General features: G+C 47.2%; 12 protein-coding genes. 2 read left to right on the forward strand and 10 right to left on the reverse strand.

Annotation, left to right across the window (positions count from 1 at the left end; translation table 11 throughout):
• Window positions 1–2 precede the first annotated feature (2 nt).
• Window positions 3–905, reverse strand: coding sequence for a M23 family metallopeptidase (locus tag FG11_RS09695; RefSeq protein ID WP_025224928.1), 903 nt, complete (start codon window positions 903–905; stop codon window positions 3–5).
• Between the two features lie 25 nt (window positions 906–930).
• Here FG11_RS09695 and FG11_RS09700 point away from each other — a divergent pair, with 25 nt between their 5' ends.
• Both FG11_RS09700 and FG11_RS09705 read left to right on the forward strand, forming a co-directional pair.
• Complete coding sequence (locus FG11_RS09700; protein WP_052185018.1) at window positions 931–1377, forward strand: DciA family protein; 447 nt, start codon at window positions 931–933, stop codon at window positions 1375–1377.
• A 219-nt stretch (window positions 1378–1596) separates the two neighbouring features.
• Window positions 1597–3630 (forward strand): sodium-translocating pyrophosphatase, encoded by a 2034-nt coding sequence (locus FG11_RS09705; RefSeq protein WP_047534704.1) that lies wholly within the window; start codon window positions 1597–1599, stop codon window positions 3628–3630.
• 76 nt (window positions 3631–3706) lie between these two features.
• Here FG11_RS09705 and ppa read toward each other — a convergent pair whose 3' ends face one another.
• The 9 genes from ppa to pepN form a co-directional block, all read right to left on the reverse strand.
• Complete coding sequence (gene ppa, locus FG11_RS09710; RefSeq protein WP_020182891.1) at window positions 3707–4255, reverse strand: inorganic diphosphatase; 549 nt, start codon at window positions 4253–4255, stop codon at window positions 3707–3709.
• Between the two features lie 82 nt (window positions 4256–4337).
• Window positions 4338–4976, reverse strand: a complete 639-nt coding sequence (locus tag FG11_RS09715) for a VTT domain-containing protein (protein WP_020182892.1) — start codon at window positions 4974–4976, stop codon at window positions 4338–4340.
• A gap of 1 nt (window position 4977) precedes the next feature.
• Window positions 4978–5247, reverse strand: a complete 270-nt coding sequence (locus FG11_RS09720) for a YkvA family protein (protein WP_025224930.1) — start codon at window positions 5245–5247, stop codon at window positions 4978–4980.
• Window positions 5248–5253: 6 nt separating this feature from the next.
• Complete coding sequence (locus FG11_RS09725; RefSeq protein ID WP_047534707.1) at window positions 5254–6153, reverse strand: phosphoribosylaminoimidazolesuccinocarboxamide synthase; 900 nt, start codon at window positions 6151–6153, stop codon at window positions 5254–5256.
• 62 nt (window positions 6154–6215) lie between these two features.
• Window positions 6216–7661 (reverse strand): pyruvate kinase, encoded by a 1446-nt coding sequence (gene pyk, locus FG11_RS09730; RefSeq protein WP_020182895.1) that lies wholly within the window; start codon window positions 7659–7661, stop codon window positions 6216–6218.
• A gap of 153 nt (window positions 7662–7814) precedes the next feature.
• Window positions 7815–8879: a type I glyceraldehyde-3-phosphate dehydrogenase gene (gap, locus tag FG11_RS09735; protein ID WP_020182896.1), complete on the reverse strand. Its 1065-nt coding sequence runs from the start codon at window positions 8877–8879 to the stop codon at window positions 7815–7817.
• Between the two features lie 164 nt (window positions 8880–9043).
• Window positions 9044–10246: a phosphoglycerate kinase gene (locus FG11_RS09740; RefSeq protein WP_047534710.1), complete on the reverse strand. Its 1203-nt coding sequence runs from the start codon at window positions 10244–10246 to the stop codon at window positions 9044–9046.
• A 98-nt stretch (window positions 10247–10344) separates the two neighbouring features.
• Window positions 10345–11352 (reverse strand): type I glyceraldehyde-3-phosphate dehydrogenase, encoded by a 1008-nt coding sequence (gene gap / locus FG11_RS09745; protein WP_020182898.1) that lies wholly within the window; start codon window positions 11350–11352, stop codon window positions 10345–10347.
• Window positions 11353–11695: 343 nt separating this feature from the next.
• Window positions 11696–14302 carry an aminopeptidase N gene (gene pepN / locus FG11_RS09750; protein ID WP_047534716.1) on the reverse strand — a complete coding sequence of 869 codons (2607 nt, stop codon included), beginning with the start codon at window positions 14300–14302 and terminating at the stop codon, window positions 11696–11698.
• Window positions 14303–14545 lie beyond the last annotated feature (243 nt).

The following is a 14545-nucleotide window of genomic DNA, read 5'->3' on the forward strand; positions in this document are numbered from 1 at the left end:
GATTAGCCTGCACTTCTGTTTAAGTATTGGCGCGGGTCTAAAGCATTACCGTTTAAACGTATTTCATAATGCAAATGTGGGCCGGTAGATCGGCCAGTATTGCCTACTAGCGCAACTTGCTGACCCTTGACCACGCGATCCCCCACTTTCACTATGATTTTGGAGGCATGGGCATAGCGTGTTTCTAATCCTGAACCATGCTGAATCTTTACAATATTACCATAATCCGGCGTTTGCTCTGCGGCTGTCACAATTCCGTCAGCTGCGGCCAGAATCGGCGTGCCAGTATCCGCCGGAAAATCCAAGCCTTCATGAAACGCTTTGTGTCCGTTAAATGGATCGATACGCCAACCATAGCTGGAAGAGTTGTAGCCAGCGCGCACTGGGCTACTGTTAGGCAGCATGTCTTTCAGCACGCTCTGCTGCAAGATTTTTGCTTCAATCACGCTTTGGTATTCATCCCGGGCATCTACGGTATTCATCAATTCTTCAATCGCCGCGATCAAGTCTGACTCAGACATAGGTTTTTCATGTATTAACGGACCACCACGGTTCGGGTCCAACACTTGAGGCGTTTGTTCAGTTTGTGGTGTTTGTTGAGGCTTCTCACCGGCCAGTTTCGCTAGGCGTTGGTTCTGTGCATCCAAACGCATAATGCGCGCTTGTAACTCGCCGATTTGTTTGGCATACGCATCCAAATGGCTTTGTGATGAAAGGATAGTCCCCTTTAAATGCGGGGGCAACATGGCTTTAACGCCTTGCTCTTTAATGGTTTGCTTGGGGGTCAGAAATAGTAAAATCATCAACACTGGTAATAACACCAGTGCAGCCACCAAACTCCCTGCTTGCCATGCATTTAAGCTCTTGGCTTTTGCCATTTTGTTTGAAACTAAGATAATATTCATTGCTACCTATTGCCTCTGTAACGTTATGCATAAATTGAATGCGATTTTTGGTCAACACAACCAACTGAATCAACTCACGCAACAAGCGGGAGAGAAGGCGCTCATCAATGCGTTTTGGCTAACGTCTGTGCCCGATTTTTTAGCGGATAACAGTACTGCCAATATACTCAATGATGGCGTGCTAACCGTCTTTGCGACCAATGCCAGCGTTGCAAGTAAAATCAAACTTATGCAAGCTAGCCTATTGAAAGCATTGGAAAATTCCCAAAAAACAATTGGCCAATTCAAGCATTGTAAAGTTACTGTAATTAAGGTGAAAGTGCAAGTAAAATCTACCCCTAAACCACGCACCAAACGCGCAATCAAACTCAGTTCATCTGGCGCGCAACATTTGAATCGCTATGCCAATACGATTGCAGGCACCCCGCTTGGTGACATCCTGAAAAAACTGGCCGCCAAAAGCAGTGAGTAACGCTCACCCTGCTGCGGATGCGGGCCAGTCCAAATACTCACCAACACTCGTATTCTTCTTGCAATTTGTATCCAAAAATCCGTTGGTTGTCGCGCTAGTTGTTTAGTGCCATAATGAAATCAGTTGTTACATAATTCTTACAATTTCTTACAACTGGTTAGCAATTAATTAAGCATTTCAATTACGTTTCAAATTTACAACGATAAATTAGGAGAAGTCATGTCAGTCGCTTTAATGATTGCCATTGCTGCAGCTGTATTAGCAGTACTGTATGGCGTAGTAATGAGTAAATGGATTTCGGGGTTACCAGCAGGCAATGCGCGCATGCAAGAAATTGCAGGCGCGATTCAACAAGGAGCAGCCGCCTATTTAGCACGTCAATACAAGACAATTGCTATTGTGGGCGTGGTACTGGCTGTATTAATTGCAAAATTTTTAAATGTGGATACCGCGATTGGTTTTGTCGTCGGCGCCATCCTTTCCGGCGCTTGTGGCTTTATTGGTATGAATGTCTCGGTGAAAGCCAATGTGCGCACCGCTCAGGCAGCCACCAATGGCATTGGACCAGCATTAGACGTAGCGTTTAAAGGCGGCGCCATCACTGGCATGTTAGTAGTAGGCTTAGGCTTACTAGGCGTAGCCGGTTTTTATATGTATCTGGGCGCAGAAAATGCAACCGATCTTAACCCATTGATTGGATTGGCCTTTGGCTCATCATTAATTTCAATCTTTGCGCGTTTAGGTGGCGGTATATTTACCAAGGGTGCAGACGTGGGTGCAGACTTAGTGGGCAAAGTGGAAGCGGGGATTCCGGAAGATGACCCACGCAACCCTGCAGTGATTGCCGATAACGTCGGTGACAACGTGGGCGACTGTGCCGGGATGGCCGCCGACTTGTTTGAAACGTATGCGGTGACCTTAATTGCGACGATGGTACTCGGTGGCTTAATGGCGGCAGAAGCAGGTGCCAACGCCGTGATCTATCCACTGCTATTGGGCGCGGTATCGATTGTCGCCTCTATCATCGGCTGCTTCTTTGTGAAAGCCTCACTAGGCATGAAAAACGTGATGCCTGCACTTTATAAAGGCTTAGCCGTTGCAGGCGTGTTGTCACTGATCGCCTTCTACTTTGTCACACAGCACCTATTTCCCGAAGGCATCACGTATGGAGACAAAATAGTTACTAGCCAAGCATTATTTGGCGCTTGTGCCGTAGGTTTAATCTTAACAGCCGCATTGGTATGGATTACGGAGTACTACACCGGTACTGATTACGCACCGGTGAAGCACGTAGCCCAAGCATCTACCACTGGTCACGCAACCAACATTATTGCAGGCATTGGCGTGTCCATGAAATCTACGGCATGGCCTGTATTGGCAGTGTGTCTCGCCATTTACACCTCTTACCATTTGGGTGGTTTATATGGTATTGCTATTGCCGCTACTGCAATGTTGAGCATGGCTGGTATTGTGGTGGCACTAGATGCCTATGGCCCCATTACCGATAACGCTGGCGGTATTGCTGAAATGGCAGAACTCCCAAGCAGCGTGCGTGATGTGACAGACCCGTTGGATGCAGTAGGCAATACCACTAAGGCTGTAACGAAAGGGTATGCGATTGGCTCTGCTGGCTTAGCCGCGTTGGTATTGTTTGCCGATTACACGCATAAACTACAAGGCGCAGGTATTGATGTGAAGTTTGACTTGAGCGATCCGATGGTCATCATTGGTTTATTCATCGGCGGTTTGATTCCATTCTTATTTGCTGCGATGGCGATGGAGGCTGTTGGCCGTGCTGCTGGCGCAGTGGTGGAAGAAGTGCGCCGTCAGTTCCGCGATATCAAAGGCATCATGGAAGGCACAGCCAAACCAGAGTACGGCAAAGCCGTGGATATGCTGACGACCGCCGCTATCAAAGAAATGATGATTCCTTCATTATTGCCGGTAGTAGCGCCAATTGCTGTAGGGTTATTGCTTGGCCCTGTAGCATTGGGCGGCTTACTAATGGGTACCATCGTCACTGGTTTATTTGTCGCCATCTCCATGTGTACTGGTGGTGGTGCTTGGGATAACGCCAAGAAATATATCGAAGATGGTCATCATGGCGGTAAAGGTTCTGATGCGCATAAAGCAGCGGTAACTGGCGATACAGTGGGTGACCCCTACAAGGATACTGCGGGTCCAGCCGTGAATCCGCTGATTAAAATCATTAATATTGTGGCGCTATTGATCGTGCCGCTGTTGCATGTGTAGTCTATTTTTCTCGTAATAAAAAAGGCAGCTTAAGCTGCCTTTTTTATTACTGTATCTTCAGATGAAGTACACAGAATTAGAACGCTGGTTTTACTTCCGCTGTGTTGTAGCGTGCAACGCCATCCATAATTTCTTTATGCGCCTCTTCAATGCCTTCCCAGCCTTCAATTTTCACCCATTTGCCTTTATCCAAATCTTTGTAATGTTCAAAGAAATGAGAGATCATTTCCAAACGCCATGGTGAAACATCTTTATAGGTTTTTTGATAAGCATATAGACCACAGACTTTTTCCACAGGCACTGCGAGCAATTTTGCATCGCCACCAGCTTCATCCGTCATGTTCAACATACCCAATGCACGGCAACGCACTACTACACCTGGTAACAAAGGCACAGGCGTAATCACCAATACATCTACCGGGTCGCCATCATCAGCCAAAGTGTGAGGGATATAACCGTAGTTACATGGGTATTGCATAGAAGTACCCATAAAGCGATCCACAAAAATCGCACCACTCTCTTTATCGACTTCGTATTTTACAGGGTCACCCTGCATAGGAATTTCGATAATAACGTTAAAATCATTAGGAAGATCTTTGCCAGACGGCACTAAATTGAGCGACATGTTAAATAGAACCCGTGATTGAGAAAAATAAAAGCGGAATTATAGGCGAAATTTGTTGCTAGATTATTGCCAATCTTCATCTTTACTGGGCTTTATTGGATTTTATCCAAACATCCCAGCCTTTTTTAAGCAAAACAGCCATTACTAAGCATGCTAAGCCCAACAATGTAATCAAGCCTAAGTGGTGTTGAATGATACCAAGATGCCCAAAATAATAACCGGCTAACACGCACACTAGCACCCACACTAAGGAACCGATGACGCTTGAATAGAAAAATCGATGCAATTGCATATGAGATACGCCCGCAAGAAATGGCGCAAGCGTACGAATGACCGGTAGAAACAAAGAGAAAATAAAGCTTTTTTCACCATGTCGCTCAAAAAATTGACGCGTTTTTTTCAGCGCAGATTCATTCGGCCATGCTAGATACCGTGTGAATAATGCATGACCAACCGTGTTCCCCAGATAATATCCCAATAGACTGCCTAGTACGGCAGCTGATACTAGGACAACCAATAGTAGAATTAGGCTAAGTTGTGAGGCTGCCCACACTGCGCCGCACACAAATACAAAAGGGTTGCCGGGTAAGAAAAATAACGGCAGCACGCCCACTTCCAAAAAAACAACTGAGAAGACAATCAAATAAATCCAACCAGAATACATGCCTACCAAGGCCGGCAGATGTGCATCAAAGTTGGTGATCAGCTGCCAGAGTTGCACGCTATGTGACCGCTCTACATTCCGCCAATACAGCCTCTGGCGTAAGTTTGACCGCGCAATAGATTAACAGTGGAATAATGATGACTTCATCTAACTGACCAATCACAGGCAGAAAATCTGGAATCAAATCAAACGGTAACAGCAAATAACCAATGGCCAACCACAATAACGCTTTTGCTAATGCAGGCGTTTGTGGGTGCTGTTGTAAGCGCCGATAGAAATCAAACTCAGCCTTGAGTTTACCTGCGATTTCTTTTAGGCGCTGTAGCATGAATAATTAAGCAGGTAGCGGCTGACCGGTAAGTTTTTCAAACGCTTCCAGATATTTATCAGAAGTACGTTTGGCAACATCGTCAGGCAACGCTGGGGCTGGTGGGGATTTGTTCCAGCCTGTGCTTTCTAACCAATCACGCACATATTGTTTATCGTAACTGGGTGGGTTACTGCCCACTTGATAACTTTCCAGTGGCCAGAAACGTGATGAATCGGGTGTCAGCACTTCATCCATCACATGCAGGACGCCCTTCTCATCAAGCCCAAATTCAAATTTGGTATCGGCGATGATAATGCCCTTGGTCAGCGCATACGCGGCGGCTTCTGAATACAATTGAATAGCGACTTTAGCCACTTCTGCCGCACGTTCAGCACCAATCAAATCAGCACATTGCGCCAACGTAATATTCTCATCATGCTCACCTACTGCCGCTTTGCTTGAAGGCGTAAACAAGGGTGTCGGCAATTGTGAAGCCTCTTGCAAGCCTGTAGGCAATGCAATGCCGCACACTGTACCTTTGGCTTTATATTCTTTCCAGCCACTGCCTACTAAATAGCCACGTACAATCGCTTCAATCGGCAAAGGTTTAAGCTTTTTTACCACCACGGCCCTGCTACCTAATTGCGCTTTATCTTCTGGTGTCGACACCACATCATCAGGATCAATACCGGTTAAGTGATTAGGTACAACATGTGCCAGCTTTTTAAACCAGAAGTTAGCCATTTGCGTCAACATGGCCCCTTTGTTCTGAATCCCGGTCGGTAAAATCACATCAAATGCAGACAAGCGGTCTGTACTAATTAGCAACATGGTGTTTGCGTCTATATCGTAAATATCACGCACTTTGCCTTGATGAATGCGTTTAAGACTGCTGAGACTGGTATTCAGTAATGGTGATGTCATGATGAGTGATTTAGCAAGAAAGAACGTTATTATAAATTGCGCATGGCTTTGAAGCTATTTTTTTACGGTGCTGATGTGTTCACTTGTGGCGCGCCAATCTGAATCACCTTAAGCGAGTTTGTCCCACCCAAGGTGCCAAAGGGCTCACCATAGGTCACCAACACTTCATCTCCTGTATGTACCAGTTGCGCTGCTGTCAGCACAGACTCGATATCCGAAAATATTTCATCTCGACTGCGGTCTTGCTGGCAAATCGCAAATGGGAACACATTTCGGTGCAATGTCAGCTTACGACGCGCGTGTAAATCGGGCGACATGGCGTAAATAGGTACGGCGCAATCTGCACGCGATAACCACTGTGCAGAGTTGCCAGAGACGGTAAGCGCTACAATCGCTTTGACGCGATAGTTACGCGCAGTAAACACAGCGGCGGCGGCAATCGCTTCATCCACGCGGTGATGCTCATGCGCTCTGCGCTCAATATGATGCATACTTTCGTATTCTTTTTCGGCTTCCAAGCAAACGCGGTCCATCGCCTCTACCGTTTCCACAGGGTAATTACCACTAGCTGTTTCAGCAGACAACATCACAGCATCGGTGCCATCCAGCACAGCATTGGCGACATCTGACACTTCTGCACGGGTAGGAATTGGATTGTGGATCATAGATTCCATCATTTGTGTGGCCGTAATCACCAACTTATTACGGGCTCGTGCTAAGCGAATAATGCGTTTTTGCAAGCCAGGCACTGCGGCATCTCCAACCTCAACACCCAAATCTCCGCGTGCCACCATCACCACTTCAGAAGCATCGATAATGGATTCCAAGTGCTCAATCGCCTCGGCCCTTTCAATTTTAGCCACCAAACTGGCATGCCCACCGGCTTTTTGTATGAGCGTGCGTGCACGCGCCATGTCTGCTGCGTTTTTAGGGAAAGAAATAGCAATGTAATCCGCATCGAGCGCAACGGCCGTTTGAATATCCGCAATGTCTTTGGCCGTGAGCGCCTCAGCCGCCAAACCACCACCTTGCAGGTTAATACCTTTGTTGTTAGAAAGCTCGCCGCCGGCCAGCACCACGCAGTAAATTTGATTGCCGCGTACGCGATTCACTTCCAGCGTGATGCGTCCATCATCTAGCAACAAAACAGTGCCTTCTTTTACCTCACGTGGCAGGTTTTGGTAGTCCAATCCAACACGCTGCTGATCACCCAGCGCACAGTCGGCATCCAGCACAAACAAGTCGCCACTTTTGAGCGTGACGCTTTGATGCTCAAATTTACCAATGCGCACCTTAGGCCCTTGCAGATCACACAGCACGCCCACATGCAGCTGCATTTTTTCTGCAATAGCGCGCACCAGCGCGGCACGTTCCATGTGCGACTCAGCAGTACCGTGGGAAAAATTGAGTCGCACCACATTGACGCCAGCACGTAGTAAACGCGCTATCTTTTCCTCGGAAGCACTTGCCGGCCCCAAGGTTGCTACAATTTTTGTTTTTCGTTGCATAGTCGTATTCCCAAAAGCCAAAAGGGAAGTAACATGACTTCCCTTGTTTGACCAGTATCTTTGCATTTAGATTCGCTACATTTGACGCATGTGCTCTTTATGTTGCTTTAGCACCAAACACACGCTTCAATGACAGGCACCCAGATAGATGCGTTAAACAGACTCGGCGAAATCTAAATCCTCCATTTGGATAATTCTGACAGGCGCTTTGTATTTTGAAATATGCTGCACCAACCGTATTAAATTGGAAGTATATCCATACTCATTATCGTACCAACTCACAATTTTGACAAAGGTTGGATCAAGCATAATGCCTGCGTCCGCATCAAAAATACTGGCGGCAGGCGCACCGCGAAAATCGGTTGAGACTACTTTTTCATCGGTGTAAGCCAGCACACTTTTAAGATGCGTGTCTGCCGCAGTTTGCATGGCCTCACAAATGGCCTCATAAGTGGTAGGTTGCTCTAGCTCAATCGTTAAATCCACAACAGACACATCTGCCGTCGGCACACGCATGGCCATCCCGGTCAGTTTTTTATTGAGTGCAGGAATCACTTTACCCACCGCTTTTGCCGCGCCAGTACTCGACGGAATGATATTCTCAAATACACCGCGGCCACCACGCCAGTCTTTGTTGGAGGTACCGTCTACGGTTTTTTGGGATGCCGTTGCTGCGTGAATGGTCGTCATCAAGCCACGCTTAATGCCAAAGGCATCGTGCAGCACTTTGGCAATAGGCGCCAATGCATTGGTGGTACAAGAGGCGGCGGAAACAATGGCCTCCCCTTTATAATCTGCATGGTTCACGCCATACACAAACATAGGCGTGTCATCTTTACCTGGCGCTGACTGCACCACTTTTTTTGCGCCTTGCTGAATGTGGGCTTGGCAAGTCGCTTGCGTTAAGAACACGCCGGTGCACTCTACTACTACGTCCACACCGGCAGCTGCCCAAGGAATATTGGCAGGGTCGCTTTCGGAAGAGAGGCGTATTTTCTTGCCGTCCACTACCAAGAACTCGCCCTCAAAATGCGCATCGTATTGAAACCGCCCATGCACAGAGTCGTACTTCAGCATATAGAGCATGTATTCAGGGGCTTCGATACCGTTAATCGCAACAATATCGATGTCGCTGAACTCTTCTTCATTCATCACCGCACGTAAAAACATACGGCCAATGCGCCCAAATCCATTAATACCTACACGTACAGCAGCCATGATTGGTTCTCCAAAACATTCAGCATTACTACGGTTTAAGCAACTTTAATGCTAGATTCAAAAAAAATAGCCTCTATTGAGGCTATTTCAATATCAGGATTGTAAATTGCGTGAATGACACTCTAATGAATGAGTGCAAAAATTGAAGTAAGTTCGCAACAATCTTATCGTGATGACTGGCTACGCTGCTCTAAAATTTCTACCGCGGGCAGTTTTTTACCTTCTAAAAACTCCAAAAATGCCCCTCCTGCGGTAGAGATATAACTGACTTTATCGTACATATCGTACTTCTGAATCGCAGCAATGGTATCGCCACCACCCGCAAGGGTAAAGGCTTTGGTGGTTGCAATGGCATTGGCAATGGTTTTGGTGCCAGCGCCAAATTGGTCAAATTCAAACACCCCTACCGGGCCATTCCACACCACTGTACCGGCGTTCATAATAATGTCCGCCAGCGCTTGTGCAGACTTTGGCCCAATGTCAAAAATCATGTCATCGGCTGCAACATCGGCTGCATTTTTTAATACAGCAGGTTCATTGGCATCAAATTTTTTGCCACAGACAACGTCCTCAGCAATCGGAATTGTTGCACCACGATTGGACATTTTTTCCATTAATGCCTTAGCAATGGGCACTAACTCATCTTCATTCAGTGATTTTCCGATTTGTTTTCCAGAGGCTTTTAAGAACGTGTTGGCAATGCCGCCACCCACCACCAATTGATCTACTTTTTCGGACAGGCTTTCTAGTACCGTGAGTTTGGTAGACACTTTACTGCCGCCAACAATCGCTACCATTGGACGTGCTGGACTCAGTAGTGCTTTGGTCAGCGCTTCCAACTCTTCTGTCAGCAGAATACCCGCGCAGGCTACCGGGGCAAACTTTGCAATGCCATGGGTAGAGGCTTCTGCACGGTGCGCAGTACCAAATGCATCCATGACAAACACATCACACAAGGCCGCGTATTTTTTTGCCAGCTCATCATTATTTTTCTTTTCGCCTACGTTAAAGCGACAGTTCTCGAGCAGAATGAGTTGCCCATTTTCAACCGTCAAGCTATCTTCAGGGGCGTTGGGTGCAAGCCAATTTTTGACTAAACGCACTGGTTTCCCCAATTTGGCCGCCATCACATCCGCCACTGGCTGCAAGGAGTTCTCTTCAGAGTAGATACCTTCTTCCGGACGACCTAAGTGCGAAGTCACCATGACTTTGGCCCCGGCTTTCAACGCAAACTCAATGGTCGGCATCGATGCAGTAATACGCGCATCCGATGTGACTTTACCATCGGCCACGGGGACATTTAAGTCGGCACGGATAAAGACGCGCTTACCTTTTAAGTCTAAATCCGTCATTTTGATGAACTGCATGATGTACTCCTAACATGTGAAGCAACGCATTTGCCGCTGCGAGATAGTCGATGAAGCAAGAAAGATGCGAGATACCGTGAGGCATCTCGCTTTTACCGCTATTTTGAAATATGTTGTACTAAACGCATCAGGTTGCAGGTGTATCCGTATTCATTGTCATACCAACCGATGACTTTGACAAACGTGCTGTCCAGCATAATGCCAGCATCGGCATCAAACACGCCAGCTTCCGGGCTGCCACGAAAATCCGTAGAAACCACTTTATCACTGGTATACCCAAGTACACCTTTCATTTCACCTTCCGATGCCGCTTTCATGGCGGCACAGATGGCTTCATAGGTAGTTTCTACATTCAATTCAACCGTTAAATCCACTACGGAAACATCCGCGCTTGGCACACGCAACGCCATCCCGGTCAGCTTTTTATTCAGCGCTGGAATGACTTTGCCTACTGCTTTGGCTGCGCCAGTGCTGGAAGGAATAATATTCTCGAACACGCTACGGCCACCGCGCCAATCTTTTTTAGAGGTGCCATCTACCGTTAATTGCGAAGCTGTAGCCGCGTGCACTGTGGTCATCAAACCACGCTTGATGCCAAAGCTGTCATTCAACACTTTGGCTAGCGGCGCCAAGCCATTGGTGGTACAGGAAGCAGCAGAAATCACCGCCTGCCCTTGATACTCTTGATGATTCACACCGTAGACATACATCGGCGTGTCGTCCTTACCCGGTGCAGATTGCACTACTTTTTTGGCACCACGCTTCAGGTGAGGACTACAGGTATCTTGTGTTAAAAACGCACCGGTAGACTCGACCACGACATCTACACCACCAGCCGCAGTCCAATCAATGTTGGCGGGATCACGCTCAGCAGTCAGGTATATCTTTTTATCGTTGACTAACAAGTGTCCGTTGTCTGCTTCTACCTTTGCGTTAAAGCGTCCATGTACAGAATCATATTTCAGCATGTACATGATGTATTCAATGTCATACGAACTATTAATAGCCACTATCTCAATATCACCAAACTCTGCTTCTAGAACTGCTGCACGCAATACCATACGACCGATACGGCCAAAGCCGTTAATACCAACACGAACCCCCATAATGACCCCTAACATTGCTTTTTTAATGAACTACTTTACTTACGCTCAGTTTACCAAATAATGGTGCGCTCTTACAGAGGCCCTTTTGGGTAATACCAAGCTAAATCAAAGTACTATTCATGTTTTTGGCACGATTTAGCGGCATGAACTACATTTTTTTACAGTGTGCCTACAAGGTGATTGGAAAATGTGCATCACTAGAATGGAAAACGTGTGATCAGCTGCACTCAGAATACGTTTGGTCGTAAGAGATGAAGGTGGGCATACGCGGAAGCATAACTGCACAACCATCATAAAAAAGGCGTATGCCATATACGCCTTTCTCTCTTAGCTGCTGAATGAATTAACCTTTCAAGCTCTTGCTGACGATCTCAAATACATCGTTCGACAAGTCTGGCGTATCTAGCACCGCTTGCAGGGCGGCTTGCATGTGCGCCTGCAACGCTGGGGTATAGCGTTTCCATTCACGTAATGGCGTAACCATGCGCGCAGCGATCTGCGGATTAATCGCATTCAATTCAATAATCGCATCACGCAAGAAGGTGTAGCCTTTGCCGCTAGGGTCATGGAATTTAACCGGATTGTTAATAGCAAACGCGGTATATAAGGAGCGCACTCGGTTTGGATTCTTGAGGTTAAAGTCAGCATGGTTACGCAGCATGGTTAGGTCATCAAAAATCTGCTCACGATTGGCAATAGCCTGCAACGAGAACCACTTATCCACCACCAAAGGGTAATGTTTAAAACGCGCATAAAAGTCAGCCAAGGCTTCGGCACGTTGTGGCTGACTACTATCGGCTAGGCAAGCCAAAGCCGTCACGCGATCCGTCATATTATCTGCAGCATCGTAATGCGCTTTGGCAAGCGCCGCACAACCGGTACCGTTAGTAGAAGTAATTATCTCCAGCACAGCACTTTGCAAGGCACGGCGGCCCATGGCTTCTGGAGTAATCAAGAACTGGCCGGGGTTACCATTGGCGTCATAAAGCGCTTTCAATGCCACTTTATGCGCACGTTTAATCTGATGAATAATCGCAGTACGCGCCGCATCAATGGCAGCAGGATCAATCACAGCCTGATGCTGACCTATTACGCCTATCATTGGTAAAGTCAACGCACGTGCTAGCAAGGCTTTGTCGCCCTTGCCTTCTAGCCCTTGCGCAACCAATGCACCAACGTCAGCCACATATTGCGAAATATCCGCATCTGGGTTGGCCATCACGCGTTCAATCGTGCGCAACGCCAATGTTTGCCCGGCTTCCCATTTGTTAAAGCCATCAGTGTCGTGCACTTGTAATAAACGCAAATCATCGTCACTTAAATCTGTCACCAACTTCACGGGTGCCGAGAACCCACGCAAGATAGAAGGCACAGGCTTAGCGGCAATGCCATCGAAAGTGAATGCTTGCTCACGCTCGGTGACTTCCAGCACGCGGGTGGGCAGAATTTCTTTTCCGGCTGCATCTAGCAGGCCTACGGCTACCGGAATATGCAGCGGTTGTTTATTGGTCTGCTCCGGCGTATCTGGCTGCGATTGCTGAAAGCTCAGCGTATAACGTTGCTGTGTAGCATCGTAATGGCAGCTGATTTGCAGCGTTGGCGTACCCGCCTGCTTATACCAGCGGAAGAATTGCGACATGTCGCGGCCAGAAGCATCGGCCATGCACTGCACAAAATCATCGCAGGTGACTGCGTGGCCGTCATAGCGGTCAAAATACAAATCAGTCGCCTTGCGGAACGTCTCGGCACCCAGCAAAGTATGCTGCATGCGGATCAGCTCAGCGCCTTTTTCGTAAATGGTTTTAGTGTAAAAGTTGCTGATTTCTATAAATTGATCCGGCTGTACGGAGTGTGCCAACGGGCTGCCATCCTCTGGGAACTGCAAGCGACGTAAGCCGTTCACATCATCAATCCGCTGCACCGCGCGCGAATTCAAATCCGCACTGAACTCCTGATCACGGAACACGGTAAACCCTTCTTTCAAAGATAGCTGAAACCAGTCACGACAAGTCACGCGATTACCAGTCCAGTTGTGAAAGTATTCATGACCAATCACGCCTTCCACGCTCATAAAATCGCTGTCGGTCGCGGTTTCTTGGTGCGCCAACATCAGCGCCGTATTGAAAATATTGAGCGAGGTGTTTTCCATCGCACCCATATTAAAATCGCTCACCGCGACAATGTTGAACAAATCCAGCTGATACTCGCGGCCATACACTTGCTCATCCCATTTCATGGATTTTTTCAGTGATGCCATCGCGTGGTCGCACTGCTTTTCATCGCCCGCCCGCACATAAATATGCAAATCCACCTTGCGGCCCGTCATGGTCGTAAACGTATCCGCCACGCGCTCCAAATCACCCGCCACCAACGCAAACAAATAGCAAGGCTTGGGGAATGGGTCATGCCAGACGCGGAAATGTCGGCCATCCGGCAAACCACCCTCTTCCTGCAAATTACCGTTTGAGAGCAACACCGGATACAACTTGGCATCCGCTTCAATGCGTACGGTAAACACACTCAATACATCCGGACGGTCTTGATAATACGTAATGCGTCTAAAGCCTTCCGCCTCGCACTGCGTGCAATAGTTACCTTGCGATTGATACAAGCCTTCCAAAGCCGTATTGGCCGCCGGATCAATTTCGCTGACGATGGTTAACGTAAATTCATCGCCAGGGTTCACAAGCGTCATCTGACCATCTGCCACAGTATAGCCATCAAATGGCTGACCATTTATTGCGGCCGAAACGATTGTTTGGTCATCACCATCCAGCACCAAATCATTTGAAACGCCCGCCGGATTTTTCACGTACTTCACTACAGACGTGACAATGGTTTTGCCCGGCAACAGGTTAAAACTCAAATTGACCTGTGCAGCTAGATATGGCGCAGCTATGTAGTCTCTTAAATAAATGGTTTTTGGTGCTGGGGCGTTTTCGGTTCGCATGTGGAAAGACCTGAGCTGTAAAATAACTATAGATTAATAAATTATCAGAGTACCAATTGTTATGGATTTAATTAAACCTCTAGTGATATGCCACATTTTCTACTTCTAATTAATTTTAATAAAGTGCTCAAAACTTGTTAAATATTAGAAAATGTAATGCACACAGCATTTATAGTGACATGGAGGCATCTAAAATGAATACAAACAATTAGATCCATCTCCAAATGTGTAACCTGTTTGAAC

The sequence above is a fragment of the Methylotenera sp. N17 genome, assembly GCF_000799155.1.
Classification (GTDB): domain Bacteria; phylum Pseudomonadota; class Gammaproteobacteria; order Burkholderiales; family Methylophilaceae; genus Methylophilus.